Genomic DNA, 26639 nt, shown 5'->3' with positions numbered 1-26639 from the left:
CCTCCGCACCCGCCCGTGCCGATCGTCCCAAGCCGCGGAGAACGGCCCTAGGATCCGCTCTAGATCACTTTAGGCGCGATACGTCACGTTCGAGCTCGCCGGTTGGTCCGACGACAGGAGCGCACCCCATGGGCCCCAGATTTTCGAGCGGCAGGCGGAACGGCCGCGGCGCCGGAATCGGAGCCGCGGGGCCGCCGTTCGGCACCATCGCCGGGCCTTCCTTCCGGCCGCCCCGGGCCGCGAAGCGGGGCGGCGGCGGAGGCGGGGGCGGGCCCGGCAGGGGCGGCCGCGGCGGCGGGCGGGACCAGGCGGGCGGACGCGGGCGGCGCGGGAATCCGGGACGGGGCAACGCGCGCCGCCCCGATGGGCGGACGACGACCAGGGACCCGATCGACGTCATCACCGGCGAGGTGCTGTTCGGCCAGGTGGACGTGGCGCTCCCCGGCGCCCTTCCGCTGGTGCTCGAGCGGACCCACCTGTCCGGATACCGCGACGGCGGCCTCTTCGGACGCTCGTGGGCGTCGACGCTCGACCAGCGCCTCGAGCTGGACGCGCGGGGAGTCCACTTCCTCTCCGCCGACGGCATGATCCTCGAGTACCCGCAGTCCCTGGTGCCCAACGTGTCGTTCCTGCCTTCGGAGGGCCCGCGGCTGCCGCTGACGCTCGCGCCCGACGGCTCGTACGTCCTGCACGATCCGCGACTCGACCGGACGCTGCATTTCCCGGCGCCGGGCGAGACGCACGGCTGGTCCCGGCTGCCGCTGGTCGCGATCGGCGACCGCCGCGGCAACCGCGTCGAACTGGGCTACGCGGACGGCGTCCTGCGGGAGATCCGGCACTCCGCCGGCTACCGGATCTTCGTGGACACCGAGGACCGCGCGGACGGCGAGACGGACGGCGAGACGGACGGCGGCCCCAGGATCGTCGGCCTGCGGACGATCCTGGAGGGCACAGCCGACGCGACCGGCGCGCCCGCGGACGACGCCGGCGACGCGATCACCCTGGTGCGGTACGAGTACGACGCGGCCGGGCTCCTGTCCGGCGTCGTGAACTCCTCCGGGCGCGCCTTCCGGTTCGACTACGACGGAGACGGGCGCCTGACGGCCTGGCACGACCGGAACGGCCACTGGTACCGCTACGAGTACGACGAGGACGGGCGCGCCGTCCGGGCCGCCGGACCGGACGGCCGGCTCGGCGTCTCGCTCCGGTTCCGGCCCGAGGAGCGCACGACCGTCGTGACGGACTCGCTCGGCAACGCCACGACCTACCGGTACAACGAGCACCTGCAGATCATCGCCGAGACGGACCCGCTCGGGGCGACGACCCGTTCCGAGTGGGACGCCCGCGACCGCCTGCTGTCGCGTACCGACCCGCTCGGCGGCGTCGTCCGGTTCTCCTACGACGAGCACGGCGATCTCGTCCGGGTCCGCCGCCCCGACGGCGAGACGATCGAGACCGTCCACGACGAGGCGCGGCGGCCGGTCGCGGTCACCGAACCGGGCGGGCGCACCTGGCGGCGCGAGTACGACGAGCGCGGCAACGTCACGAGCCTGACCGACCCGTCCGGGGCCACGACCCGGGCGCGGTACGACGAGCGCGGCAACCTGTCCGGGCTCGTGGACACGCTCGGCCACGTCACCCGGGTCGTGTCGAACGCCGCCGGGCTGCCGCTGCGCGTCACCGATCCCGCGGGCGCCGAGACGCGCTACGAGTACGACTCCCTCGGCAGGCTCACCGCCCTCACCGACCCGGCCGGCGGCGTGACCCGGTACGGGTGGACCGCCGAGCACCGCATGGCCTGGCGGCGGTCGCCGGCGGGCGCGGTCGACCGCTGGACCTACGACGCCGAGGGCAACGCGGTGGAGTTCGCGGGCGCCACCGGCGAGCTCACCCGCGCGGAGTACGGGCCGTTCGACGTGCTCGTCACGGAGATCGGTCCCGACGGCGCCCGCACCGAGTCGTCCCATGACACCGAGCTGCGGATCACCGCCGTCACGAACCCGCGGGGCGAGGTCTGGCGGTACGAGTACGACGCGGCCGGCGGCGTCGTCGCGGAGACGGACTTCAACGGGCGGACGCTGCGTTACGCCCTCGACGCGCTCGGGCGGATCGAGGCGCGCACCAACGCGCTGGGGCAGACCACGTCGTTCGTCCGGGACGCCCTCGGGAACGTCGTGGAGGAGCACTCCCCGGAAGGCGTCGCCACCTTCGCCTACGGCGCGGACGGTTTCCTGGCGCGGGCCGTCAACGCGAACGCCGACCTGCGGTTCGAACGCGACGCCATGGGCCGGGTCACGGCCGAGATCTGCAACGGGCGGGTGGTGGCGTCGGCCTACGACGCGGCGGGACGGCGCGTCCACCGGCGCACCCCCAGCGGCGCCGAGAGCGCGTGGAGCTTCGACTCCTGCGGCCGTCCCGCAGCGCTGTCCACGGCCGGGGAGAGCGTCCTGTTCCACTACGACGCGGCGGGGCGGGAGATCCAGCGGAACATCGGTGCCGCGACGGTGCTGTCCCAGCAGTGGGACGCCGCGGACCGGCTCGTCGCGCAGAGCATCTGGGGCACCCGGAGCACCGTCGCGGCGCCCCGCCGGGACGCGCCGGAACCGGCGCTCCTGCAGCACCGCACCTACGCCTACGACCCGGACGGCAACGTCACCGCGATCGGCGACCGGCTCGGCGCGGACCGGCGGTTCGAGCTCGACCGGCGCGGGCGCGTCCGCACCGTGCACGCCGCGGACCGGCGCGAGGAGCGCGAGGAGTACGTCTACGACGCCCTCGGCGACCTCGTCGAGGCCCGCTTTCGGGTGCCGGCCCCGGCGGACGGCCCCGCGCCGTCCCTCGCGGGCGACGCGGCGGGGTCCCGCGAGTACGACGGGACGCTGCTGCGCCGGGCTGGGAGCGTCCACTACGAGCACGACGCCCAGGGGCGGGTCACCGTCCGCAGCCACGTGCGGGCGGACGGCGGCGCGCGCACGTGGCGCCACCACTGGGACAGCGACGACCGGCTCGTCGGCGTCGACGCCCCGGACGGGCGGCACTGGCGCTACCGCTACGACGCGCTCGGGCGGCGGATCTCCAAGCAGCGGACGGACGGCGACGGCACCGGCGTCTTCGAGCAGTTCGACTTCGTGTGGGACGGTCACGTCCTCGCCGAGCAGGTGCAGCGCACCTGGTCGGCGGAGCTGCGGGCGTTCGTGGGGCGCGGGCTCGTCTGGGAGCACGACCCGCGGAGCCTGCGCCCGCTCACCCAGACCGAGCGGCTGCCGTCGCGGGACGTCCCGCAGGAATGGATCGACCGGGAGTTCCAGGCGATCGTCACCGACCTCGTCGGCACCCCGGTGGAGCTGGTGGACACGGCCGGGAGCGTCCGGCGGCACATGCGGACGACGCTGTGGGGCGTGGACCTCTCCGGCACCGGCTCCAACTGCCCGCTGCGCTTCCCGGGGCAGTACTTCGACGCCGAGAGCGACCTGAACTACAACTACCACCGCTACTACAACGCGGCGGACGGCCGGTACCAGAGCGCCGACCCGCTCGGCCTGGCGGGCGCGCTGAACCCGCACGCCTACGTCCCCAACCCGCTCGACTGGCTCGATCCCCTCGGGCTCAAGGGGAGCCCCGGACAGGGCGAGGAGAAGGTCAAGCTCTACCACTACACGGACAAGGCCGGATACAACGGGATCAGGAGCGGCGACCCGTACCACGTGCGGGAAGGGAGCTCCAAGAACGGTGCCGGACCGTTCTGGACGACGAAGAGCCCCGCCGACCTCACCGAGCCCAACGCGTTCAAGAAGCTGGGGATCACCAGCGGCAAGTCCGAGTACGTCCTGGAGGCCGAGATACCGAAGTCCGCGCTCAGACCGCTGCCGGGCGGGCGGGGCGACCACGTCCTCATGACCCCGGGAGGGATCAAGGTGCCGCGCTCCGACGCCCACTACATCGGGCCGACCAGGGACTGGGAGCCGTCGTGATCAGCGGCCACGACTCGGTGCTCGTCTGCGCCGGGCCCGTCGCGGAGCGGGTCGGCGGCTTCGTCGACGCCCTCGCGGACGCCTCCCCGTCGCTGCTCGTCGCCGTCGACGAGGGCGGTTTCGTCCCGTGGGACGGCCGGACCCGGCCCCCGTCCGGCGCGGCGGAGCTCCTCGTCGCCCGCGACGCGGAGATGGTCGACCGCTGGGACCGCGACGGGTACCACCTCGACCGGGACGGCCACGGCACCCTGATGATCGCCTACGAGCCGTGCCGGGCGCCGCGGCTCGACGTCACCGTCCTGGACGATCCCTACGGGCGCGGCGGGTTCCTGTTCGACCCCTACGACGTCACGCTGATCGGCGCGGGACTGTCCCTGGTGACCGTCGTGACGCCCGACGCGGACGGCCCGTTCGCGCGGAGCGTCCTGGACGGGCTCGCGGAGCACCTGGCCGGCGCGGCGCCGCGGGGCGGGTGACCGGAAACACCGGACGCGCCGGGTCGGCCGGGCGATCATGGGTACTGTCCTGCTCATGAGCGCATCTCCGACACGGGTGTTCATCGCCCGGCTCGCCGGGATCGCGGTTTTCGATCCGGTGGGCGATCAGGTCGGCCGGGTCCGCGACGTCGTCGTCGCGCTGCGGCTGGCGCCCCGCCCGCCGCGGGTGCTGGGGCTGGTCGTGGAGGTGCAGCCGCGGCGCCCGGTGTTCCTCCCGATCACCCGGGTGACGGTGATCGAGTCGGACGCGATCATCTTCGACGGCCGGCTGAACATCCGGCGGTTCCAGCAGCGGGAGTCGGAGACGCTGGCGATCGCGGAGATGCTGGACCGGACCGTCCGGTTCCGCGACACCGGCGAACCGGTCTCGGTGGTGGACGTGGCGATGGAGCCGACCCGCACGCGCGACTGGCTGCTGTCGAAGGTCGCGGTGCGGCGGAGCACCAAGCGGGGGCTGCGGCGGCGCGGCGAGAGCCTCGTCGTCGACTGGGACGCGGTCGAGGGCTTCTCCGCCGTCGAGCACGGGCAGGGCGCGGCCGGGCTGATCGCGGCGTTCGAGCGCAGCAAGCCCGCCGACCTCGCGGGCGTCGTGCACGAGCTGCCGGAGAAGCGCCGCGCGGAGGTCGCGGAGGCCCTCGACGACGAGCGGCTCGCCGACATCCTGGAGGAGCTGCCGCAGGACGACCAGGTCGAGATCATCGGGACGCTGCCACTGGAACGGGCCGCGGACGTCCTCGAGGCCATGGACCCCGACGACGCCGCCGACCTGCTCGGGGAGCTGCCGGACGAGCAGCGCGAGCGGCTGCTCACCCTGATGGAGCCGAAGGAGGCGGCGCCCGTCCGGCGGCTGCTGTCCTACGAGGACCACTCGGCGGGCGGCCTGATGACCACCGACCCGGTGATCGTCGCGCCGGACGCGACCGTCGCGGAGGCGCTCGCGCAGATCCGCAACCCCGACCTGAACCCGGCGCTGGCCGCGCAGGTGTACGTGTGCCGGCCCCCCACCGCGACCCCGACGGGCCGCTACCTCGGCACCGTCCACTTCCAGCGCCTGCTGCGCGAGCCTCCCCGCACCCTGGTCAGCGCCGTCGTCGACGCCGAGCTCGACCCGCTGCGGCCGGGGATGACGCTCGAGGAGGTCGCGATGCTGCTGGCCGCCTACAACCTGGTCGCGCAGGCCGTGGTGGACGAGAACGGGCACCTGCTGGGCTCGGTGACCATCGACGACGTGCTCGACCACCTGCTGCCCGAGGACTGGCGCGAGGCCGTGATGGACGCGGACGCCGACGGGCGCGAGCCGACCTCCGATCCCGAGGAAGAGGCCCTCCGGGGGAGAACATGACCACGACCACCCGACTGGAGACGACCCGCCTGGACCAGCCGCGGCGCTACCGCCGCAGCCTCGTCCCGCGCCCGCACTACGACCCCGAGTCGTTCGGGCGGCTGTCGGAGCGCATCGCGCGGTTCCTCGGCACCGCGCGCTTCCTCGTCTACATGACGGTGTTCATCATCGTGTGGATCACCTGGAACTGGTTCGCGCCGCCCGCGCTGCGCTGGGACCCGTACCCGTTCATCTTCCTGACGCTGATCCTGTCGCTGCAGGCGTCCTACGCGGCCCCGCTGATCCTGCTCGCGCAGAACCGGCAGGACGACCGCGACCGCGTCCAGTACGAGCAGGACCGCGCCCGCACCGAGCGCACCACCGCCGACACCGAGTACCTCACCCGCGAGATCGCCGGACTGCGCGTCGCGCTGAGCGAGGTCGTCACCCGCGACTTCCTGCGCTCGGAGCTGCAGCAGGTCCTCCGCGAACTCGACGCCAAGGACCCCGTCCGCTAGCGGATTATGAGCTGGGCCACCCGATTGTTCAGGAAGCCGCAACAGTCCATACCATGGACGCATGGCCTCCGAGTTGACGACCGAGCAGGTGACCGCGGCGCTCGCCACGGTGAACGATCCTGAGATCCGCAAGCCCATCACCGAGCTCGACATGGTCAAGAGCGTCGACATCGCGCCGGACGGCTCGGTGCGGGTCGGCATCTTCCTGACCGTGGCCGGGTGTCCGATGAAGGAGACCCTGACCTCCAACGTCACCGAGGCCGTGTCGCGGCTCGACGGGGTCACGTCCGTCCAGGTGGAGCTGGACGTCATGAGCGACGAGCAGCGCAAGGCGCTGCAGACGAAGCTGCGCGGCGGGGAGCCCGCCAAGGAGATCCCGTTCGCGCAGCCGAACTCGCTGACCAAGGTGTACGCGGTGGCGAGCGGCAAGGGCGGCGTCGGCAAGTCGTCGGTGACGGTGAACCTGGCGGCGGCGCTGGCGGCGCAGGGCCGGAAGGTCGGCGTCGTGGACGCCGACATCTACGGCCACTCGATCCCGCGGATGCTGGGCGTGCAGCACCCGCCCACCAAGGTCGAGGAAATGATCATGCCGCCGTCGGCGCACGACGTGAAGGTGATCTCGGTGGGGATGTTCACCGCCGGGAACCAGCCGGTCGTGTGGCGCGGGCCGATGCTGCACCGTGCCCTGCAGCAGTTCCTCGCCGACGTGTACTGGGGCGACCTCGACGTCCTGCTGATGGACCTGCCCCCGGGGACGGGCGACATCGCGATCTCGGTGGCGCAGCTGCTGCCGTCCGCGGAGATCCTGGTGGTGACGACGCCGCAGCAGGCGGCCGCCGAGGTCGCCGAGCGGGCGGGCGCGATCGCCGCGCAGACGCACCAGCAGGTCGTCGGCGTGATCGAGAACATGTCGTACCTGGCGTGCCCGCACTGCGGGGAGCGGCAGGACATCTTCGGCTCGGGCGGCGGCCAGACGGTCGCGGACGCGCTGACCAAGACGCTCGGCACCCGGGTGCCGCTGCTCGGCCAGGTGCAGATCGACCCGCGGCTGCGCGAGGGCGGCGACGAGGGCCGCCCGCTGGTGCTGTCCGACCCGGACGCCGGCGCCGCCAAGGAGCTGCGGACCATCGCCGACACGCTCGGCGGCCGGAGCCGCGGCCTGGCGGGGATGTCGCTGGGCATCTCCCCCAAGGGCCGCTGACCCGCACCCGGCACCCGGCCCTCCGCACGACGCGAAAGCCCCGTCTCCGCTCTGGGACGGGGCTTTCCGCTCGCCTGCGTCGGAACCGGCGTCGGACCCGGCGCCGGCATTGGCGAACGTCCGGACCGGCGTGCCGCCGTGCGGTCAGGTCGCCTCGTTGTCGAAGGGGGGACGCTCGTCGTAGTCGAGTTCGCCCGCGGTGCCCGCGTAGGACGGCTCGTCGTCGAAGACCTTGCCGTTCGCGCGCACCGGCGTGTAGTCGTCATCGTCCTCGAGCAGGTGCTTGCGGACGAACGTCTTGGGGTTCAGGTCGGCGATGTCGAAGTCCTTGAACTCCGGGCCGAGCCCTTCCTGCAGGTCGCTGCGCGCCGAGTTCGCCATCTGGCGCACCTGCCGCAGCATCCGTCCGGCCTGCCCGGCGACCTGGGGCAGCCTGTCTCCGAAGATGACCAGGGCGAGGACGACGAGCACCGCCATCTCGCCGAGTCCGACGTCGAACAAACCGTCCTCCACACGCCATGCCGGGGGGACCGGCCAGCGCGGACCGGTCCCCCCAGCGTATCCCCAGCCCGGATGAACCGGACCTGAACTTCTCCCCCGAGACTACGACCCGCCCAGGGTCACCGTCACGGTGGACTCCTGGCCGCCCCGCTCGTAGGTCACCCTGACCTGGTCGCCGGGCGCCCGGCTGCGGATCTGAGCGATCAGGTCGGTGGCGTCCTGGATCGGGCGGTCGTCGATCCGGGTGATGACGTCGCCGGGCTTGAGGCCCGCCTTGTCGGCCGGGCCGTTCGGGGTGACCGGCTCCTGGCCCTGGACCGGCTCCGGCAGGATCCGCGCGCCGCCCTGCTGGTAGCGCGGGTCGGGCAGGACGCCGAGCAGCGCCTGCCGGACCTGGCCGTTGGCGATGATCTCCTCGGCGATCCGCTTGCCCTGGTTGATCGGGATGGCGAAGCCGAGGCCGATGTTGCCGCCCTGCTGCTCGCCGCCCATCGTCTGGCCGCCGACGGTCGCGATCGCGGTGTTGATCCCGATCACGCGGCCCTTCATGTCGACCAGCGGGCCGCCCGAGTTGCCGGGGTTGATGGCCGCGTCCGTCTGGATGGCGTTGAGGTAGGACGAGTCGCCGCCGCCCTCCTCGCCGACCGGCACCGCCCGGTTGAGGGACGAGACGATCCCGGTGGTGACCGAGCCCTGCAGGCCGAGCGGCGAGCCGATGGCGATCACCGGGTCGCCGACGGCGATCCTGGCGGAGTCGCCGAGCTGCAGCGCCGGGAGCTCGTGGTTGCCCTCGGGCTTGATCACCGCGATGTCGGTGCTGGGGTCGCTGCCCTTGATCGTGGCGGGCAGCGACTTCTTGTCGTTGAACACGACCTCGATGCGCCCGCCGGTTCCGCCGCCGGACACGACGTGGTTGTTGGTGATGATGTAGCCGCCCTCGACGATGAAGCCGGTCCCGCCGACCTCGCCCTGCGCGGACTGCACGCGGATCATCACGACGCTGGGCAGGACGCGCTGCGCGACGCCCGCCACCGAGTCCGGCGGGCGGTTCGGCGCCTCGCCGCCGGCCGTGCTACTCCCGCCGCCGAGGCTCACCGAGCCCTCGTCGCCGTCGGTCGCGATCACTCCGACGCCGGCGCCGACCGCGCCCGCCACCAGCGCGACGATCAGCGCGATGACGGCGAGCAGCCCGAGACCGGGGCCGCCGCGGGACGTGGACGGCGGTGCGGGCACCGGCGCCCAGTTCGGCGCGGGCGCGCCGAACGCGGCCTGCGGGCCGCCGCCGGGCGGCGGGCCCATCGGCGCGGGCGGCGGGCCCCCGGGCGGCGGGCCCCCGGCCGGCGGCGGCCCGCCGGGAGGCGGGCCGGGGTGCGCCTGCTGCTGCGCCCAGCCGCCGGGCCCGTACATGCCGCCGGGCGCGGGCGGGGGCTGGTCGTAGGGGACGAACCCGGGCCGCGGGCGGGCGTCGGGCCCGTCCGGTGCGGGCGGCGGGTCCATCGGCGCCGGCGGGGGCTGTTCGCCCGGGGCGCGCTTGTCGAGGGACGGCGGCGCAGGCACGTCCCGCGCGGACCCGTCCTGCAGCGGGACCTCCTGCGGCCCCATCGCGGCGGGCATGCCGTGGGCGGCGGGGTCGCGCGGGGAGCCGGCGTCCTGCGCGGGGATGTCCTCCGCGGTCTCGCCGAACGGGCCGTCCGGCGGCGCGAATCCGTTCTGCGCGTTCCCCGCGACCAGGCGGTCCCCGCCGGGGCCCCCGGCGGCCCCCGCCCGTTCCGACGGGTCGGCCCCGGACGCCGCGGGCCCGCCCGCGGCCGGGTCGTCGTCGGTCGGGTCGTCGTCGGTCGGGTCGTCCTGTTCCAGGGAGATCTCCTGGTCGGTCACCGTCTCGGGAGGAGTCGCCGCCTCCTGCCGCTCGGACTCGGGGACGGCGTCATCGTCCTCCGTCGAAGCCCGGAACGGCCCGCGGTTGTCTTCCGTCATCCCCATCTCTCCTACCGAGCATGGTCCGTCATCCGTGCTCATGGTGCCCTGCGGGGCATGTGGCGGGCGTAAACGAAGCACCACCCGCCCTTTGCCCCCAAGGCTATCCATCCTTCGCTGTCTGCCCGCCGGGCGGTCAGTCGAACGGGTTGGCCGCGGCCGCCAGCCGGTGGGCCCCGCGGCCGAGCCGCGCCCACGCCGAGCCGGAACCGCCGGGGAGTTCGCGGGCGACGCTCTCGGCGGTGGCGGACGGGCCGTCGGTCAGCACCGTGTACACGAAGCCGTCTCCGGCGGAGACGGCCCAGCGGCGCAGCTCCGCACGGTGGAAGACGGTGCGGCCCTGGCGGGTGCTCCTGTCCCAGCCGGCCATGCGGCCCTCGTCGAGGGCGCCGCGCTGGACGAACACCGATACGGCCGCGAGACCGTCGGAGTAGCTGAGGTGGAGGTCGCCGTCGCCGCGGCGCACGTCGTGCAGGGTGAGACCGCCGGGCAGGAGGGCCGGGATCGGCCAGCCCTCGGCGCGCAGGCCGGCGAGGGACGCGTCGTCGACGGGTTCGCCGGCGGTGGCGGTGGCGGTGCCGCCGCCGGTGGCCGCGGGCTGCTCCGGGGTGCCGGTGAGGCTGCTGCCGCGGCGGCTCAGCGGGCGCGCGGGAACGCCGTCCGCGCCGCCGTCCGCGCCGCCGGACGTCCCGCCGGGGGGCGTCCCGCCGGACGGCACGGGCACGGCGAAGCTGATTTCGGTGAAGCCGGTGGAGACGACGGCGCGCCCGGACGGGTCGACCAGTTCGCGGTGCAGCATCAGCCCCGTCTCGGCGTCGAGCCAGAAGCGCCCGGCGAGCGTCCCGTCGGAGCGGCGCGCCTCGACGACGTGGGCGGCGCGGCCGCACCGGGCGCCGTCCGCGACCCGGACGACCGTGTAGTTGCGGGTGAGGAGTTCGAGGGTCTCGGAGGTGAACCCGGTGGTCTCCCCGGCGGCCGACTCGGGCCGGTATCCGGAGCCGCCGGACGCCGAGGTGTAGCGGATGCCTTCGCCCGGCCGGTGCAGGACCGTCACCTGGGACGTCGCCGAGCGGTCCCGGGAACGGGTCGTCAGCACCCGCAGGCCCTCGTAGGGGAGGCGGCGGGCGGCGTCGGCGGCGGCACGCAGCAGGCCGACGGCGCCCGGGTCGCTGCGGACCCGGCGGGCCGACACGGGGTCGCCGGTGAGGGCGACGATCAGGGCGAGCGCGCCCGCGATGCCGCCCGTGATCACGGCGCGGCGCCGCCGGGCGGCCGCGCTGGACGCCGCGGTCACGGCCCCGCGTGGATCGGGACGGACGCGACCGGGGAGGCGACCGGCCCGCTCGGCGTCGCGCCGCCGGGCGCCCCCGCGCCCGGAGACGTGCCCGGAGAGCCGCCCGGGGACGAGCTCCGCGGCGACCGGGCGTCGAGCTCGCCGAGGGGCCGCGGGTCCTGCCCGGACACCGGCGCGTCGCCCGAGGTCAGCGCGTGCTCGACGGCGAACCGGTCGAACTCGGGGGTGACCGTGGGCCCCGCCTCGCGGCCGCCGGCCGCGTACGAGGCGGTGCCGAGGCCGAGCACGAGCGTCGCCGCGCCCATCACCAGGTAGCGGCGGCGGGCGAGCGCGGCGGCGTGCCCGGCCGGGCGGGTGTCGCGCGGGCCCGCGAACGCCGCCGCGCGGGCGGGCCGGGCCGGGCGGACCGATGATCGGCGCGGACGGCCGGGCCGGGCGGGACGGCCGGACCGTCCGGCGCGTCCGGGCGCCGCGGGCTCCTCGTGCGGTTCCGGCGGGACGGGCGGGCCCGGCGGGGGCCCGGCGGGCGCGGCGTCGCCGCCGAGGGCGCGGAGCCGGGTGAGGAAATCGTCGGTGGGAAGGTCGTCGGCACCCGGCTCGGGGACGCTCCCGAGCCCGCGCAGTCGTCCCTTCAGGCTGCGCAGGGTGGCGGCCTCCGCCCGGCACCGGGCGCACGCCGCGAGGTGGGCGAGCGCGCGTTCACGCTCGTCATGTCCCAGCTCACCGTCGACCAGGGCGGTCAGACGTTCCCCCAGACAACTCACGCGGCTCCCTCGTTCTTTCGGATCGTGCGCGGCTCGGCTCCGCGCGCCCGTTCGCTACGCGCCCTCCGGCCGGTACTCCGCGGCGGTGACGCCCCCGTGCGCCCCCGTCGCGTCCGGTGCGGCTGGTGCGGCCGGTGCGGCCGCGGCCATGCCCGCGCCGGGCGCCCCCGCGCCCACCGGAGCATCGGTCGCCTCCGCCGCCGCCGCCCCGGCCGGGTACCGCTCGTTCCGCGTCCCCGGCCTGCGCCTGGTGGGGGCCCGGTGGTCGAGCGCCTCGCGCAGCTGCGCGCGGCCCCGGTGGATGCGGCTGCGGACGGTGCCGAGCTTCACCCCGAGCGTCGCGGAGATCTCCTCGTAGGAGAGGCCCTCGATGTCGCACAGCACGACGGCCGCCCGGTAGTCGGGCGCCAGGTCGTCCAGTGCGGCCTGGACGTCGGCGTCGAAGTTGGTGTCGTCGTAGACCTGCGCCGGGGTGGGCTCGCGGCCCTGGATGCGCTCGGCGGCGTCGTCGGCGAGGCCCTCGAACCGGATGCGCTGCTTGCGCCGCGCCTGGTCGAGGAACAGGTTCGTGGTGATGCGGTGCAGCCAGCCCTCGAACGTGCCGGGCGTGTAGTTGGCCAGGGACCGGAACACGCGGACGAAGACCTCCTGGGTGAGGTCCTCGGCGTCGTGCTGGTTGCCGGTCAGCCGGTACGCCAGCCGGTACACCCGGCCGGAGTGCTCGCGGACGACCTCGTCCCAGGACGGCGGCGCCCACTCGGCCTCGGGGGCGTTCTCTCGGGTGCGGGCGGCGCTGTTGTGCCCCTGCCTGGCGCCGACGCCCACAGCGCTTCTGAAACTGAGTGCTGCGACTCCCATGGTGCCGGGCTGTTCCTCTCTGGTGTCACCCAAGACCTCGTCTTGGAACGGCACGGTCTCGCCTGGGCTGGGGCGGCTGTGCACCGGTTCGGCGGCTGATTCTGGGTCCATCAGGGTGGACGCTTTCGCTGGTTACAACGCGCTGAAACGCCAGTTGGTTCCCTGTCAACGATATGGTCTTTCCAGCATGAGCCAGGCGGGGGTCCCGCGAGGAGGCAGCCATCGACGCCATCAAGGCCACCCTGGCCTACGTGGAGGATTTCCACCCCGAGGACGAGCCGATCCGGGACGCCCGGCGGCGCGGGGAGGAGGTCGGCGCGTCCCCGATCGGGCCCGCCGGCGGGGCGGCGCTGCGCTTCCTGGCGACCCTGATCGGCGCCCGGACGGTCGTGGAGGTCGGTTCCGGCTGCGGCGTGTCCGGCGTCTACCTGATGCGCGGGATGCCGGCGGACGCGGTGCTGACGAGCGTGGACATCGAACCGGAGAACCAGCGGCTGGCCAAGCAGGCCTACCGGGAGGCGGGTCTCGGGTCCTTCCGCACCCGCATGATCAGCGGCCCGGCCCTGGAGGTGCTGCCGAGGCTCACCGACGGCGCCTACGACATGGTCTTCTGCGACGCGGTGAAGCAGGAGTACCCCGAGTACCTGACGGCGGCGCTGCGGCTGCTGCGGCCGGGCGGGGTCGTCGCGTTCGACAACGCGCTGTGGCACCACCGGGTGGCCGATCCGCAGGTCCGCGACCCGGTCACCGAGGCGATCCGGGACGTGCACCGGATGATCGCCGACGACGAGGGGCTCGTCCCGCTGCTGCTCCCGGTCGGCGACGGCCTGCTGTGCGCCGTCAAGCGCGACTGACCGCCATGGACGACGCCACCGAAGCCGGCACCGAAGCCGGCACCGGCCCCGACACCGGCACCCGGACCGCCCCCGGCACCGGACGGGACGCCGGCGTGTTCGCCGTCCGCGACCGGATCGGCTGGCGGGGCCTGTGGCGGGCGCTGGCGCTGCTGGTCCTGTTCCTGGCCTCCGTCGGCTTCGTCGCGGGCGGCGTGATGCGCGGCGGCGGCGCCGGCAGCGTCGTGGTCATCGTGCTCGGGGCGGGCGGGATCGTCCTGTTCGGGTGGGGGCTGCTGGCGTCGGTCGGCGAGCTGACCGTGCGGCGCCCCGTCCTGGAGTTCGACGCGCGCGAGGTGCGGCGCCCGGCGCGCTGGCCGCTGCCGAAGCGGTTCGGCCGGACGCTCCCCTGGGACGACGTCGCGGCGCTGGCGGCGATCCGGCGCGGGGTCACGGGGGCGCGCGGCGGCGTGCGCGACCATCTGGTGTTCCTGCCGACGCCGGAGCTGGCGGAGCTGGCGCGGACGGCGGAGCGTCCGGCGCTGGTGGCGCTGACGCTGCGGGACGTGCCGGAGACGGCCGCCGCGGAACCGTGGGCGTTCCCGGTCGAGCCGGGCTGGGACGCGTCCCTCCCGGAGGTCGTCAAGCAGGCGCGGCGCCGCCGCAGGATCCCGGTGATCGACCGCCGCACGAAATGACACCGCGCGAATGACGCCGCAGGCGTGACGCCGCGCGGAACGGCCGGTCCGGAGTCCCGCGGGATCCGCCGGGGATCCCCTACGCCAGCCACTCCAGCAGGAGGCGGGTGCCGTACCCGGTGGCGCCGCGCGTGATCTCGGCGTCGTCGGACGTCGCGCGGCCGGGGCCGGCGATGTCCAGGTGCGCCCACGGGCGGTCGCCGGCGAACTCGCGCAGGAAGAGCGCGGCGGTGATCGCGCCGGCGCCGTAGCCGCCGCGCCCGAGGTTGGCGAGGTCGGCGACGTCGGAGTCGAGCGCGGCGCGGTAGTCGTCGACGAGCGGGAGCCGCCACAGCGGTTCCCCGGCGGCGTCGCCGGCGGTGGTGAGGGCCGCGGCGAGCGCGTCGTCGGAGGCGAACAGCGCGCCGTGCCGCAGGCCGAGCGCGACCTTGGCGGCGCCGGTGAGGGTCGCGACGTCGACGACGGCGTCGGCGTCCAGCCCGGCGGCGGCGTAGGCGAGCGCGTCGGCGAGGACGAGCCGCCCTTCGGCGTCGGTGTTGAGCACCTCCGACGTCCGCCCGCCGAAGTGGGTGATCACGTCGCCGGGCCGCATGGCCGACCCCGACGGCATGTTCTCGGCGGCGGCGACGAGGCCGGTGACGCGGGCGCGGACGCCGAGGGCGCGCAGCGCGCCCATGACCGCGATGACGGTGCCGCCGCCCGCCATGTCGGTCTTCATCGTCGTCATGCCCGCACTGGGCTTGAGCTGCAGGCCGCCGGTGTCGAACGTGATGCCCTTGCCGACGAGGACGACGTGCCGGTCGGGCGTCCCGTCCGGCACGTACGTCAGCTCGATCAGCCGCGGCGGCCGGGCCGAGCCGGCGCCGACCGCGAGGAGGCCGCCGAAACCGCCCTCGGCCAGTTCCTTCTCGTCCCGGACCCGGATGCCGAGCCCGGCGTCCGCGGCGACGGCGGCGGCCTGGTCGGCGAGCCAGGAGGGGTCCTTCTCGCCGGACGGCGTGTTGGCGAGGTCGCGGGCGCGCGCGGCGGCGCGGGCGCGCGCGGTGCCGCGCTCGAGGGCGTCCGCGCCCGCCGCGGGACCGGCCTCGGTCAGCACGACCAGCTCGCCGAGGGGGCCGGGACCGGAGGGGGTGCCGAGCGTGAACCGGTAGGAGGCGAGCAGCGCGCCCTCCGCGAAAGCGGCGAGGTCGCCGTCCGGGACGCCCGCGACCAGCGCGGTCCGTCCCCGGCCGCGGCGGGCCAGCGCGGCGCCGGCCTTGCGCAGGTCGGCCGGGCGCGCCTCGCCCACCCCGTACAGGAGGAGTTCGCGGACGCGGCCGTCGACCGGCACGTGCGCGGACGTGATCTCGCCCGCTTCGCCCTTGGCGCGGTGCAGGCTCAGCAGCTCGTCGAGGCCGAACGGGAGGAGCCCGGCGATCTCCGCGGCGGGCGCGACCGGCCCGTCCGGGCCGGAGCGGACGGGCACCGCCGCGACCTCCGCGCCGAGTTCCGCGGCCGTCCCGGAGACGGTGCCGTCCGCTGCGCGGACGCGGGTTTCGATGGGCATGACGACGGTTCCCCCTGTGGTGACGCAAGTGTGGTGAAGCGACCGAGGTGAAGCGACCGAGGTGAAGCGGCTGTGGTGAAGCGGCCGTACGGAGCGGGGCGTGCGCGGCGGCGCGCCCGCCGCCGACGCGCGGCGAACGGCGAGGGCCCCGGCGGCGTCGCCGGGACCGTCGCCGGCAAGCCGGGTGCGGCGGGGGGCCGTCAGCCCACGACGTCTTTCAGGGCCTCACCGAGGTCCTTGGCCTCGTCTGCGGACAGCTCGACCACAAGGCGGCCGCCGCCCTCGAGCGGGACCCGCATGACGATTCCGCGCCCCTCCTTGGTCACTTCGAGCGGACCGTCTCCCGTCCGCGGCTTCATCGCCGCCATGCGTGTATCCCCTTCCTGCGTAGGGCCGCGACCTCGCTCAGCGGGTGCTCAGCGGTGGCCGCACGGCCGCCAGTCGCAACAAGCGTCATCAGTAGTGGTCCATTATCTCGTCTTCTGGGCGCGAAGTGGTAACGATCAGCCTCCGGATCGTCCCCATCGCAGGTCCGAGGCCGTTTTCGGGGAAGGACTCGAAGGTTCGGGGAATGGCCGCGCACCGGTGGAGCAAGCGGAATCGGCGCTTGCCCGCAGCGCCCGGTTCGTCGAAGGTTGCCGGAGAAGATCTACGAAAGAGCTGGAGGGCGCGCAATGTCCGACACCGTGCTGTACGACCTGACCGATGCCGTCGCGACGATCACGCTGAACCGTCCCGACGGGATGAACTCGCTCACGTCGGAGATGAAGGACGCGCTGCGCGGGGCCGTCGAGCGCGCGGCGTCCGACGACGCGGCCCGCGCGGTGATCCTGACCGGCGCTGGACGGGCGTTCTGCGCGGGCCAGGACCTGCGCGAGCACGCCGACAACCTCGCCGCCGGACGGGACCTGAACGACACGGTCCGCAAGCAGTACAACCCGATCGTGCTGGGCATCGCGACCATGGCCAAGCCGGTCGTCGCGGCGGTGAACGGCGTCGCGGCGGGCGCGGGCGCGTCGCTGGCGCTGGCCTGCGACCTGGTCGTCGCATCCGACAAGTCCCGGTTCGCGACCGCGTTCACCGGGATCGGCCTCGCGCCCGACAGCGGCATGTCGTGGACGCTGCAGCGGCTCGTGGGCCGCGCCAAGGCCGCCGAACTGCTGCTGCTCGGCGAGCCGCTGAAGGCGTCAGAGGCCCTGGAACTCGGCCTGGTCGGCCGGGTGGTCCCGGCGGACGAGCTCGCGCCCGCGTCCGTCGAGCTGGCGCGCCGCCTGGCCGCCGGGCCCACGGCCGCGTACGCCGCCGTCAAGACGGCGCTCGACCACGCGGCGACGAACGACCTGGCGTCCGCGCTGTCGCTGGAGGCGGACCTGCAGGACCGGGCCGTCCGGACGTTCGACCACCGCCACGCCACCGAGGCGTTCCTGCGGAAGGAGCAGCCGACCTTCGAGGGCCGCTGAGGCCGGCGGAGCCCGGGCCGCCCGCTCAGCCGCCGTCGCGCAGGTACGCCAGGACGGCGCGGACGCGGCGGTGGTCGTCGGACGTCCGGTGCAGGTCGAGCTTGCCGAAGATCGACCCGACGTGCTTGACCACCGCCGCCTCGCCGACCACGAGGGCGCGGGCGATCGCGCCGTTGGAGCGCCCCTCGGCCATCAGCGCGAGCACCTCCCGCTCGCGCGCGGTGAGGCGCTCCAGCGGCGAGTTCTCGCGCCGCCGCGCCAGCAGCCGCCGCACCACCTCCGGGTCGATCACGGTGCCGCCCGCGGCGACCCGGTCGAGGGCCTCGACGAACTCGGCGACCTCGCCGACACGGTCCTTGAGGAGGTAGCCGACCGCGCCGCCGGTCTGCAGCAGGTCGGCGGCGTAGGACTGCTCGACGTACTGCGACAGCACGAGGACCGGCAGGCCGGGGTGCTCGGCGCGCAGCGCGAGCGCGGCCCGCAGGCCCTCGTCGCGGAAGCCGGGCGGCATCCGGACGTCGGTCACCACCGCGTCCGGGGCGTGCGCGGCGACGGCCGCGGCCAGGCCGGGCGCGTCGGCGACGGCCGCGGCGACCTCGTGCCCGAAGCGGCCGAGGATCTGGCCGAGGCCCTCGCGCAGCAGCACCGAGTCCTCGGCGATCACGATTCGCATGGGATCTCCACCCGCAGGAGCGTAGGCCCGCCGGGCGGGCTGGACAGCCGGAGGGTCCCGTCGTGCACGGCGACGCGGTCGGCGAGGCCCTGCAGCCCGCTGCCGCTCCCGCCGCCGCCGCTGCCGCCGTCCCGTCCGGACGCGGCGCCGCCCGTCCCGTCGTCCCAGACCTCGACGCGTAGCGCCCCGCCGGACCGCCGCGCCGACACCCGCGCCCGGCTCGCGCCGCTGTGCTTGGCGACGTTCGCGAGGGCCTCGGCGACGACGAAGTAGGCGGCGGACTCGACCGCCTCGGGCGGCCGGCCGGGCAGGTCGACGTCCACCTCGACCGGGACGGCCGAGCGTTCGGCCAGCGACTCCACGGCGGCCCGCAGTCCCCGGTCGGTCAGCACGGACGGATGGATGCCGCGCACGAGGTCGCGCAGTTCCGCGAGCGCCGCGCGCGCCTCGTCCTGCGCCTTCCCGGCCCACTCGCCGCCGCCGTCGAGCTTCGCCAGGCCGAGCGTCATGATCAGTCCGGTGAGCCGCTGCTGGGCGCCGTCGTGCAGGTCGCGCTCGATGCGCCGCCGCTCGGCCTCGAACGCGTCCGCCATCCGCGCCCGGGACGCGCGGACGTCCACCAGCTCCTCCTCGACCGGGCGGACGAGCAGCGCCCGGTCGAGCGCGGCCCGCGCCGCCGCCGCGACCGTCATCGCGTAGAGGCCGAGGAGCCCCATCAGCACGCCCGCCGCGGCCACCGGCCACGCCTCGTGCCGCGTGTCCACGGTCCCGGCCGCCCCGTACATGAGCCGGTCGCCCTGCCCGACGAGCATCGGCGCGCCCGCCTGCACCACGGCGCCCACGAACAGCACCACCGGCACCGTCACGGCGGCCACCGACAGCAGGCCCGCCAGGACCGCGTGCCCCAGCTCCCGCCACGTCGCGACCTCCCCGAGGCGGAACCGCAGCCAGGGCCGCAGCCCGGCGGCGGGCGGGTCGCGGTGCGGGGACGGCGCCGGGCGGGGGTCGAGCAGCCGCAGCCGCCGCCGGTCCACCGCGCCGAGCCCGACCGCCGACAGCGGCACGCACAGCAGCAGGACGATCCCGGCGCCGACGGGCGCGAGGACCGTCCCGGCCACCACCAGCACGATCGCGAGCAGCAGCCAGAGCATTCCGGTCACCAGCCCGCTGACCAGGTACGCGAGCGACCGCCACGGCCACGGCGACACCAGGAACCGCAGCGGGTTCCCCGCCATCGCGCGCCACGGGCTCGTCATGGTCCGACCGTAAGCCGACGGAACGCCTGGTACGTCCCGTCCCAGCTCCATTCGTCCCGCGCCCGCTCGCGCCCCTTCTCCCCCATCGCGCCCGGACAGACGAGCAGGTCGACGAGCCGCCCGGCGATCTCCTCCACCGACGCGGGGTCCACGACGTAGCCCGTCTCGCCGTGCCGGACGGTCTCGGGCGCGCCGCCCGAGTCGCCCGCGAGCACCGGCAGCCCCGCCGCGGCGGCTTCCAGGAACACGATGCCGAGGCCCTCGGTCTCCAGCCCGAGCCGCCGGGACCGGCACGGCATCGCGAACGCGTCGGCGGCCGCGTAGAAGGGCGGCAGCTCCGCGTGCGGGACCGGCCCGGCGAACACCACGCCCTCCCCCGCCGCGCGCCGCAGCCGCGCCTCCCGCGGGCCGTCCCCGACGATCAGCAGCGTCGCCCCCGCAACGACCTCCCGAACCCGGGGCAGCGCCCGGATCAGCCGGTCCTGCCCCTTGCGGGCGACGAGCCTCGACACGGTGAGCACGACGGGACGGTCGCCGAGGCCGAACCGGCGGCGCACGGCCGTCCCGTCCGCGTCCGGGTGGAACACGTCGGGGTCCACGCCCGGGACGAGCCGTTCGAGCCGGGCGTCCACCCCCAGCGCGGGCGCGATCCGGCGGCGCGTGTACTCGGTGAGGTAGGTGACGGCGTCGGCGCGCGCGCCGATCCGCCGCAGTACTCCTCGCGCGCCCGGCACCCCGGCCCACCACACCTCGTGCCCGTGCGTCGTCGCGATCGACGGCACGCCGAGGCGTCCGGCGAGCAGCCCGAGCGGCGCCGCCGCGCCGAACCACACCAGGTCGCAGCCGTGCGCGCGGATCAGGCGGCGGGCCGTCCGGGCCACGCGCGGCGTCGGCAGCAGCGTCCGCGCCCGGTCCCGCACCACCGGGAACGGGAGGCCGCGGTCGAACTCCGCACCGCCCGGCTCGGCCGAGGTGTACACGACGACCTCGTCCGGCGGGAACCGGCGCGCGACCTCGAACACGAACGTCTCGATGCCGCCGCGGCGGGGCGGGAAGTCGTTGGTGACGATCAGGCGGCGAGCCACAGCGCCTCCTCCTTCCGCGCCCGCGGCCGGGCCGCGATCCGCGCCCACAGCACGAGCACCGCCGGGTACACGAGGTAGCCCCACCGCGACGCGGGCATCAGCGCGGTGGCCAGCGCGAGCCCGACCGCGACCCGCAGCGCCGCCGCCCGGACGTCCGCCGGGGGCCGCACCACCAGCGACACCCCCATGGCCAGCGCGGCGGCACCGAGCGCCGCGAGCGCCACGGCGTGCCCGCCCGTCCCGAGGTCGGCGAGGAGCCGTCCGGGCAGCGGGCTGCCGGCGGGCGACCCGACCTCCGCGAGCCCCATCGGGAACCGGACGGCGTTCTCGAGGAACGCGCGCGGATCGACCAGTGCCGGGAGCACCGCCCCGGCCGCGAGCGCTCCCCCGGCCGCCGCGGTGAAGCGCCGTCCGCCCGTCCGGTGGGCGAGCAGGAGGGCCAGGCAGGCGAGCAGGACGGGCCACGCGGTGGGCTTCATGGCCGCCGCGAGCCCCAGCGCGAGCCCGGCGGACGCCGGGTTCCCCCGTGCCGCCAGCGCGAGCCCGAGGCACGCGAGCCCGAGCACCGGCAGGTCGTCCCCGCCGACCGCGAGCGGCAGCGCCACCGGCGGGGACGCGGCCAGCAGCGTGAGCGGCCCGGACGCGGCCCGGCCGCGCAGGAGGAGGGTGCTCGCGGCGAGCAGCACCGCGAACACGACGGCGAACACCACGCGCGCGTCCGACCCGGTCAGCGCGGACGGGAGGCCGAGCAGTGCCATCGCGGGCAGGTACGGGTTGTAGGCCTCGTACCCTTCGCCCGGTCCGGGCACCCGATAGGGCGTGCCGTGCTCGAGCAGGTGGGCGGCGGACCGTTCGACGACCCCGACCTCCGGCTGCGCCTGCCCGGTGGCGACGAGCACCGCCAGCGGCAGCACCGCCGCACCGGCGAACGCGAACCCGGCCACGGCCCCCGGCCCGCCGAACCGCCGCGGCGGCGCGACCCCCCGGCCCCGAGAACGAGCACCCCACCGAGCGGCGGCACCCCTCGCCCCCAGACCCCACGGCCACCGCTTCGCCGCGGACGGCACGGCCCCCGACCACGAACGCCGCCCCGCGGAGGTCGCGGTCCCCGACCGCGGATGCGGGGCCGTGGAGGTCGCAGCCCCCGACCGCGAACGCGGCCCCGCGGACGGCTCGGCCCCCGACCGCGGATGCGGGGTCGTGGGGGGTGTGGGCGCTGGGCGAGGGCGGAAGCGGGGTGCGGCGGAGGCGAGGGCGGCGACGGTGTAGGTCGCGGCGGCCGGCAGGCCCCAGGTGCGGTGCGGGGGGAGGTCGGTGACGGCGGCCGTCGCCGCGGCGAACACGGCGCAGAGGCCGTAGAGGACGGGTGTGCTGAGCTGCGCTTTCACGCGTTCAAGGCAATCGCGGCGCGGCCCGCGGATCATTGGCGCCGGCCGACGGATCCGGGGTAGGGCCAGGTCTACCTCCGGGCTCCACCTGGGCGTAGGTATGGACAACCCCACCCCCGGTTCGGGAGTGCGCGCCAGTGTGCGGGAGGCGCCGCGCCGGTTGACTCCACGGCATGACGCAGACATCCGCCGCGCCGCCCGCCGGCGCGCACTCGGGCGACCACGCGGCCGCGGCGACCGGCCTGACCAAGCGGTACGGGACGGGCGACGGCGCGGTGACGGCGCTGCACGGGGTCTCGGCGGCGTTCCCGCGCGGCCGGTTCACCGCGATCATGGGGCCGTCCGGGTCGGGGAAGTCGACGTTCCTGCACTGCCTCGCCGGGCTGGACACCGTGACGTCGGGGTCGGTCGTCATCGGCGGGGTGGAGATCACCGGGCTGTCGCGGACGCGGCTGACGCGGCTGCGGCGCGACCGGCTCGGGTTCGTGTTCCAGTCGTTCAACCTGCTGCCGATGCTGACGGCGGAGGAGAACATCCGGCTCACCGGGCGGCTCGGCGGCAGGAAGGCCGACCGGGCGTGGTTCGACACGATCGTGGACGCGCTGGGCCTGCGGGGGCGCCTGGGGCACCGGCCGGCCGAGATGTCGGGCGGGCAGCAGCAGCGGGTGGCGGTGGCGCGGGCGCTGCTGACCCGTCCGGACGTCCTGTTCGCGGACGAACCGACGGGCAACCTCGATTCCCGTTCGGGCGGCGAGGTGCTCGGGTTCCTGCGCACGGCGGTCGACGACCACGGGCAGACGGTGATCATGGTGACGCACGATCCGGCGGCGGCCGCGCACGCCGACCGGGTGCTGTTCCTCGCGGACGGGCGGATCGTACACGAGCTCGCCGGGCCGACGAGCGACGGCGTGCACGCGGTGATGCGCCGGATGGAGGGCTGATCCCGTGTGGCTGATCGCGCGGCGCTCGTTCGCCGAGGGCTGGGGACGGCTGGCCGCGACGCTGCTCGCCGGGGTGTTCGCGATCGGGCTGATCGCCGGGTCGCTGCAGTTCGCGCTGCGGGCGCAGGCGGCGGTGGCGGGCGGCGACGCGAGCGAGTTCGCCCGGACGGACGTGGTGGTGCAGGGCGGCGAGACCGATCCGGGCGACCTGTACGCCGCGCCGGACGGACGGATCGCGCTCGACCGGGTCGCGGGCCGTCCGGGGGTCGCGGCGGCGGCCGGGGACGCGAAGGTGCCGGTCACCGCGAGCGGACGGGACGGCGAGCCGATCGTCCCGCCGGCCGGTGCGGGCACGACGCTGCGGCCGTGGATCGCGGAGCCGTCCCTGAGCGCGTACCGGCTGGAGTCGGGGCGGGCGCCCGCGCGGGACGGCGAGGTCGCGGTGAGCCGGCATGTCGCGGAGGCCGGGGGGTTCGGGACCGGCGACACCATCCCGGTGCTCCTGCCGGACCGCACCCGGAAGATGACGATCGTCGGGATCGTCACCGTGCAGGGCCGCGGCGCGGTCGCGAGCGGCGACCTGCTGCTGGCGCCGCCGGAGACGGTCCGGCGGGCGGCCCGGCTGGAGCCGGGCGTCTGGCAGAGCGTGTGGGTCGGCGCGGCACCCGGGGTCACGGCGGGCGAGCTGCGGGATCGGCTGGCGCGGGAGCTGCACGGGGACGCGACCGTCCGGACGGCCGAGCGGGTGCGGGACTCGCAGTCGGCGACGCTGCGGTCCACCGGGGTGTCGGTCGGCGGCGCGATCGGGATGATCGCGTCCGTGGCGGTGTTCGTCGGGCTGTTCGTCGTGGCGAACACGTTCGGCACGCTCGTCCGGCAGCGGGTGCCGCGGCTCGCGCTGCTCGGCGCGATCGGCGCGACGCCGCGGCAGCTCAAGCGGCTGATCCGGTTCGAGGCGCTGGCGGTGGGGGCCGTCGCGTCGCTCGGCGGGCTGCTCGTCGGCTATCCGGTGTCGGCGGTGCTGACCCGGCTGTTCGCCGCGGACGGCTTCGACATCTCCGCCGCGGACGCGCAGGTCGGCTGGGCGGCGCTGGTGGTGCCGGTCGCGTCCGGGCTGCTGGTGACGCAGCTCGCGGCCTGGCGCGCGGCGCGCCGCGCCGCGGCGGTGTCGCCGATGCGGGCGCTGCGGGCGGCGAGCGCCGGGGACGCGGGCCGCGGGTGGCCGCGGCTCGCCGCCGCCCTCGCCGTGTTCGCCTGCGCCTGGATGTTCTTCGGCCCCGCTTTGGCCGTCCGGTACGAGGAGCCGCCCGGCACGGAGCGGACGGTCGGCACCGCCGTGCTCGTCCTGTTCGGCTGCATGACGACCGTGGCGGCGCTCGCCGTCCTCGCCCCGTTCTTCGTCGGCCCGCTCGGCGGCCTCGTCGGGCGCGCCGGGACGGCGGTGAGCGGAGAGGCGGGACGGCTGGCCCGCGCCACGATCACCCGCAGCCCGCGCCGGGTGTCGGCCGCCGCGTCATCGCTGATGCTCGGCGTCGCCCTGGTCGGGACCACCGCCCTGCTGATGCTGTCGGTGCACGACCGGTTCGCGGAGGCGGGCCGGGAGGTGCTGCGGGCCGACCACGCGATCGCCGCGACCGGCGGGGCGTCCGGCGCGCCCGCGCTGCCCCGGGACACGGCGGAGCGCGCGGCGGCCGTCCCGGGGGTGTCGTCCGCGGCGGCGCTGACCACGACCCTCGCCACGGTCGCCGGCGCGCCGGACTCCGCGGTCGCGTACCTGACGGTGACCGGCCTCCCGCAGGACGACCCGGGCTCGGTGCTCGACCTGGGCGGGAGCCTCCGGCCGCTCGCGCCCGGCGAGATCGGCCTCGCCTCCCCGACGATGGAGGCGCACGGCCTGCGCGCGGGCGACCGGCTAGTGCTGCGCGGTGAGCGCGGGCGCGTCGCGCTGACGGTCGCGGGCGCCTACCACGACCCGTCCCACCTGTTCGCCGACCAGGCGCTCGTGGCGCCCGCCACCATGGACCGCCTCGACCCGGACGCGATGGCCCGGGCGGTGCTGGTGCGCGGCGGCGACCGCGCCGCGCTCGCCCGCGCGGTCGCGGACGTCCCCGGCGCGGAGGTCCTCGACCGGGACGCCTACCTGGAGGTCACGGTGGACGGGATGACGAACGGGCTGACGGTCGTGTACGGGTTCATCGGGATGGCGCTCGTCCTCGCCCTGTTCGGCATGGCCACCACCGTGTCGATGAGCGTCGGCGAGCGCACCCGCGAGTTCGGGCTCCTCGGCGCGGTCGGCGCGACGGAGCGGCAGATCCGCGCGATCGTCCGGTGGGAGGCGGCGACCGTCGTCCTGCTGGGCGGCCTGCTCGGGCTCGGCGCCGCGCTCGGCTCGATGGCCGTGCTGCACGCGGTGACGGGCAGCTCGTTCCTGCGCCCGACGGCGCCGTGGTGGCTGTTCGCCCTGATCGTCGCCGGGTCGGCTCTCGTCGCGCTGGCGACGTCCGCGCTCCCCGCCCGGCGGGCGTCCGCCGTGCCGGTGCTGGCCGCCGCGAAGGCCGAGTGACGGCGGTCAGGGGCGGTGGGCGCCGCGCCGGTGGCAGCCGGTCAGGTGGTCGTCGACCAGCCCGCACGCCTGCATGAGCGCGTAGGCGGTGGTGGGGCCGACGAAGCGGAACCCGTGCCGCTTCAGCTCCTTCGCGAGGGCCTTCGACCCGGCGGTGAAGGCGGGGACGTCGGCCGTGTCGGCGGGCGCGGGGGCGTCCGGGTCGGCGTACCGCCAGGCGGTGGCGGCGAGACCGCCGGGCAGGTCGAGGGCGGCGCGGGCGTTGCCGATCGCCGCCTCGATCTTGGCCCGGTTCCGGACGATCGCCGCGTCGGCGAGCAGCCGCTCCACGTCGCCCGTCCCGAACGCGGCGACCTTCTCGGGGTCGAAGCCGCGGAACGCCGCCCGGAACCCCTCGCGCTTGCGCAGGATCGTCAGCCACGACAGCCCGGACTGGAACGCCTCCAGGCACAGCCGCTCGTAAAGCCCCTGGTCGTCGCGGACGGGGCGGCCCCATTCCGCGTCGTGGTAGGCGAGGTAGTCGGGCGGGCCCGCACCCCACGGGCAGCGGCCCAGCCCGTCCGCACCGATGATCGCGGTCGTCACGGCCGGTCGCGCTCCTCGTTCTCGTGGCCGGGCGCCTCGGGACCGGACGCGCCCTGCCCGGGGACGTCGCCGTCGGGACGGTCGCCCACCGTGTCCCGGGACGCGCCGGCGCTCGTCGCGCCGGACGCGGTGCCGTACGGGTCGCCCGCGTCAGGGGGGACGTCGCCGGACGGGACGGCGTTCGGGCCCGTCTCGCGCAGGCCGTACAGGGCGCCGACGGGTTCGCCCGCGCGGTGCCGCAACTCGGCGTTCTCCCGGCGCAGCGCGGCGATCTCGTCGTCGCGGTCCGACAGCGCCCGGGCGAGGCGCCGCACGGCCTCGTCGGTCAGGTCGGGCTGGTAGCCCCACATGGTGCGCGGCAGCCGCAGGTGGATGGTCTCCGCGGCGGTCACGGGCCACCCCTCGGTGCCCAGCGGCAGCGGCGGATGGTCGGGGTGCGTCGCCGACAGCTCCCCGCCCCTGCCCATGGCGAGCAGGACGACGGCGCCCAGCACGGCGACGGCCGCCAGCCCGAGGACGACAAGCACGATCATGCTCCGATCAGTCTACGCGTCGGTGCCGTCGATCGTGCCACCGTTGCCCGCCCGGGGCGACGCCGCTCGTCCGGGGCGTGGGCTCCCGCCCGTCCGCCGGCCGGGTCGTGCCACGCTTGGGGCATGGGGACGCACGAGGCGGGCGGGGCGGACGGCGTGGCGCTGCTGGCGCCGGG

The 26639-nt window shown here is 75.8% G+C and carries 22 protein-coding genes and 1 pseudogene; 10 read left to right on the top strand and 13 right to left on the bottom strand.

The genetic code is table 11. The features are described 5' to 3' along the window. Positions 1 to 128: 128 nt before the first annotated feature. The 5 genes from F7P10_RS31410 to F7P10_RS31390 all read left to right on the top strand — a co-directional run bounded on the left by F7P10_RS31410 (position 129) and on the right by F7P10_RS31390 (position 7508). Positions 129 to 3971 (top strand): DUF6531 domain-containing protein, encoded by a 3843-nt coding sequence (locus tag F7P10_RS31410; protein WP_176611736.1) that lies wholly within the window; start codon positions 129 to 131, stop codon positions 3969 to 3971. Next, entirely contained in the window at positions 3968 to 4447 is a 480-nt protein-coding gene (locus tag F7P10_RS31405) for a hypothetical protein (protein WP_151014895.1), read from the top strand. Before F7P10_RS31410 ends, F7P10_RS31405 begins: the two co-directional genes overlap by 4 nt. A 55-nt stretch (positions 4448 to 4502) precedes the next feature. Next, complete coding sequence (locus tag F7P10_RS31400) at positions 4503 to 5810, top strand: CBS domain-containing protein (protein ID WP_151014892.1); 1308 nt, start codon at positions 4503 to 4505, stop codon at positions 5808 to 5810. Further along, complete coding sequence (locus F7P10_RS31395) at positions 5807 to 6307, top strand: DUF1003 domain-containing protein (protein ID WP_151014889.1); 501 nt, start codon at positions 5807 to 5809, stop codon at positions 6305 to 6307. Before F7P10_RS31400 ends, F7P10_RS31395 begins: the two co-directional genes overlap by 4 nt. Positions 6308 to 6368: 61 nt before the next feature. Continuing rightward, complete coding sequence (locus F7P10_RS31390; protein ID WP_151014886.1) at positions 6369 to 7508, top strand: Mrp/NBP35 family ATP-binding protein; 1140 nt, start codon at positions 6369 to 6371, stop codon at positions 7506 to 7508. 144 nt (positions 7509 to 7652) lie between these two features. On the opposite strand, the gene F7P10_RS31385 is transcribed toward F7P10_RS31390, so the two are convergent. From F7P10_RS31385 to sigE, 5 genes and pseudogenes are all read right to left on the bottom strand, one after another. After that, positions 7653 to 8009 carry a sec-independent translocase gene (locus F7P10_RS31385; protein ID WP_151014883.1) on the bottom strand — a complete coding sequence of 119 codons (357 nt, stop codon included), beginning with the start codon at positions 8007 to 8009 and terminating at the stop codon, positions 7653 to 7655. Positions 8010 to 8111: 102 nt separating this feature from the next. Continuing rightward, positions 8112 to 9986 carry a S1C family serine protease gene (locus F7P10_RS45180; protein ID WP_151014880.1) on the bottom strand — a complete coding sequence of 625 codons (1875 nt, stop codon included), beginning with the start codon at positions 9984 to 9986 and terminating at the stop codon, positions 8112 to 8114. Positions 9987 to 10122: 136 nt separating this feature from the next. After that, the gene (locus F7P10_RS31375) at positions 10123 to 11280 is read right to left on the bottom strand and encodes a sigma-E factor regulatory protein RseB domain-containing protein (RefSeq protein ID WP_151014877.1); all 1158 of its coding nucleotides are present in this window, start codon (positions 11278 to 11280) and stop codon (positions 10123 to 10125) included. Continuing rightward, entirely contained in the window at positions 11277 to 12044 is a 768-nt protein-coding gene (locus tag F7P10_RS42795) for a zf-HC2 domain-containing protein (RefSeq protein WP_176611735.1), read from the bottom strand. The genes F7P10_RS31375 and F7P10_RS42795 overlap by 4 nt, the downstream gene beginning before the upstream one ends. A 258-nt stretch (positions 12045 to 12302) precedes the next feature. Further along, a pseudogene (gene sigE / locus F7P10_RS31365) lies at positions 12303 to 12902 on the bottom strand (RNA polymerase sigma factor SigE); the annotation flags it as partial. Between the two features lie 251 nt (positions 12903 to 13153). Between sigE and F7P10_RS31360 the strand changes: the two are divergent. Then, positions 13154 to 13756, top strand: coding sequence for an O-methyltransferase (locus tag F7P10_RS31360; RefSeq protein ID WP_151014874.1), 603 nt, complete (start codon positions 13154 to 13156; stop codon positions 13754 to 13756). 5 nt (positions 13757 to 13761) lie between these two features. Continuing rightward, complete coding sequence (locus F7P10_RS31355) at positions 13762 to 14433, top strand: hypothetical protein (RefSeq protein WP_254716121.1); 672 nt, start codon at positions 13762 to 13764, stop codon at positions 14431 to 14433. Positions 14434 to 14512: 79 nt separating this feature from the next. Here the strand turns inward: F7P10_RS31355 and F7P10_RS31350 are convergent, their stop codons facing one another. Continuing rightward, on the bottom strand, positions 14513 to 15979 hold the full coding sequence (locus tag F7P10_RS31350) for a M17 family metallopeptidase (protein WP_151014871.1): 1467 nt from the start codon (positions 15977 to 15979) through the stop codon (positions 14513 to 14515). Between the two features lie 200 nt (positions 15980 to 16179). Continuing rightward, positions 16180 to 16347: a DUF3117 domain-containing protein gene (locus F7P10_RS31345; protein ID WP_075898952.1), complete on the bottom strand. Its 168-nt coding sequence runs from the start codon at positions 16345 to 16347 to the stop codon at positions 16180 to 16182. A gap of 306 nt (positions 16348 to 16653) precedes the next feature. Here F7P10_RS31345 and F7P10_RS31340 point away from each other — a divergent pair, with 306 nt between their 5' ends. After that, entirely contained in the window at positions 16654 to 17439 is a 786-nt protein-coding gene (locus tag F7P10_RS31340) for an enoyl-CoA hydratase-related protein (RefSeq protein ID WP_151014868.1), read from the top strand. A gap of 25 nt (positions 17440 to 17464) precedes the next feature. On the opposite strand, the gene F7P10_RS31335 is transcribed toward F7P10_RS31340, so the two are convergent. Genes F7P10_RS31335 through F7P10_RS42790 form a run of 4 tightly spaced genes read right to left on the bottom strand, consistent with a single transcriptional unit; the run spans position 17465 to position 21397 of the window. Then, on the bottom strand, positions 17465 to 18112 hold the full coding sequence (locus tag F7P10_RS31335) for a response regulator transcription factor (RefSeq protein ID WP_176611734.1): 648 nt from the start codon (positions 18110 to 18112) through the stop codon (positions 17465 to 17467). After that, a complete protein-coding gene (locus F7P10_RS31330; RefSeq protein ID WP_218040200.1) occupies positions 18100 to 19368 on the bottom strand; it encodes a sensor histidine kinase in 1269 nt (422 codons plus the stop codon). Before F7P10_RS31330 ends, F7P10_RS31335 begins: the two co-directional genes overlap by 13 nt. Continuing rightward, entirely contained in the window at positions 19365 to 20453 is a 1089-nt protein-coding gene (locus tag F7P10_RS31325) for a glycosyltransferase family 4 protein (protein ID WP_151014865.1), read from the bottom strand. Before F7P10_RS31325 ends, F7P10_RS31330 begins: the two co-directional genes overlap by 4 nt. Further along, entirely contained in the window at positions 20438 to 21397 is a 960-nt protein-coding gene (locus tag F7P10_RS42790) for a glycosyltransferase 87 family protein (RefSeq protein ID WP_176611733.1), read from the bottom strand. The genes F7P10_RS31325 and F7P10_RS42790 overlap by 16 nt, the downstream gene beginning before the upstream one ends. A 617-nt stretch (positions 21398 to 22014) precedes the next feature. On the opposite strand from F7P10_RS42790, the gene F7P10_RS31315 reads away from it, so the two are divergent. Then, the gene (locus F7P10_RS31315; RefSeq protein ID WP_151014859.1) at positions 22015 to 22782 is read left to right on the top strand and encodes an ABC transporter ATP-binding protein; all 768 of its coding nucleotides are present in this window, start codon (positions 22015 to 22017) and stop codon (positions 22780 to 22782) included. Positions 22783 to 22786: 4 nt separating this feature from the next. Continuing rightward, positions 22787 to 25345: an FtsX-like permease family protein gene (locus tag F7P10_RS31310; protein ID WP_151014856.1), complete on the top strand. Its 2559-nt coding sequence runs from the start codon at positions 22787 to 22789 to the stop codon at positions 25343 to 25345. A gap of 6 nt (positions 25346 to 25351) precedes the next feature. Here F7P10_RS31310 and F7P10_RS31305 read toward each other — a convergent pair whose 3' ends face one another. Continuing rightward, positions 25352 to 25930, bottom strand: coding sequence for a DNA-3-methyladenine glycosylase I (locus tag F7P10_RS31305; protein ID WP_151014853.1), 579 nt, complete (start codon positions 25928 to 25930; stop codon positions 25352 to 25354). Continuing rightward, positions 25927 to 26463, bottom strand: a complete 537-nt coding sequence (locus F7P10_RS31300; RefSeq protein WP_151014850.1) for a hypothetical protein — start codon at positions 26461 to 26463, stop codon at positions 25927 to 25929. The genes F7P10_RS31305 and F7P10_RS31300 overlap by 4 nt, the downstream gene beginning before the upstream one ends. Positions 26464 to 26639: the final 176 nt, after the last annotated feature.

The organism is Actinomadura sp. WMMB 499, assembly GCF_008824145.1.
Taxonomy (GTDB): domain Bacteria; phylum Actinomycetota; class Actinomycetes; order Streptosporangiales; family Streptosporangiaceae; genus Spirillospora.
The sequence above is the reverse complement of the archived record's forward strand: the minus strand, read 5'-3'. Positions and strand labels throughout refer to the sequence as shown.

Coding starts and splice junctions, on each gene's coding strand:
- F7P10_RS31410 (WP_176611736.1), top strand. CDS start 129: ATGGGCCCCAGATTTTCGAGCGGCAGGCGGAACGGCCGCGGCGCCGGA.
- F7P10_RS31340 (WP_151014868.1), top strand. CDS start 16,654: ATGTCCGACACCGTGCTGTACGACCTGACCGATGCCGTCGCGACGATC.
- F7P10_RS31355 (WP_254716121.1), top strand. CDS start 13,762: ATGGACGACGCCACCGAAGCCGGCACCGAAGCCGGCACCGGCCCCGAC.
- F7P10_RS31300 (WP_151014850.1), bottom strand. CDS start 26,463: ATGATCGTGCTTGTCGTCCTCGGGCTGGCGGCCGTCGCCGTGCTGGGC.
- F7P10_RS45180 (WP_151014880.1), bottom strand. CDS start 9,986: ATGACGGAAGACAACCGCGGGCCGTTCCGGGCTTCGACGGAGGACGAT.
- F7P10_RS31330 (WP_218040200.1), bottom strand. CDS start 19,368: ATGACGAGCCCGTGGCGCGCGATGGCGGGGAACCCGCTGCGGTTCCTG.
- F7P10_RS31345 (WP_075898952.1), bottom strand. CDS start 16,347: ATGGCGGCGATGAAGCCGCGGACGGGAGACGGTCCGCTCGAAGTGACC.
- F7P10_RS31390 (WP_151014886.1), top strand. CDS start 6,369: ATGGCCTCCGAGTTGACGACCGAGCAGGTGACCGCGGCGCTCGCCACG.
- F7P10_RS31315 (WP_151014859.1), top strand. CDS start 22,015: ATGACGCAGACATCCGCCGCGCCGCCCGCCGGCGCGCACTCGGGCGAC.
- F7P10_RS31395 (WP_151014889.1), top strand. CDS start 5,807: ATGACCACGACCACCCGACTGGAGACGACCCGCCTGGACCAGCCGCGG.
- F7P10_RS31350 (WP_151014871.1), bottom strand. CDS start 15,979: ATGCCCATCGAAACCCGCGTCCGCGCAGCGGACGGCACCGTCTCCGGG.
- F7P10_RS31400 (WP_151014892.1), top strand. CDS start 4,503: ATGAGCGCATCTCCGACACGGGTGTTCATCGCCCGGCTCGCCGGGATC.
- F7P10_RS31335 (WP_176611734.1), bottom strand. CDS start 18,112: ATGCGAATCGTGATCGCCGAGGACTCGGTGCTGCTGCGCGAGGGCCTC.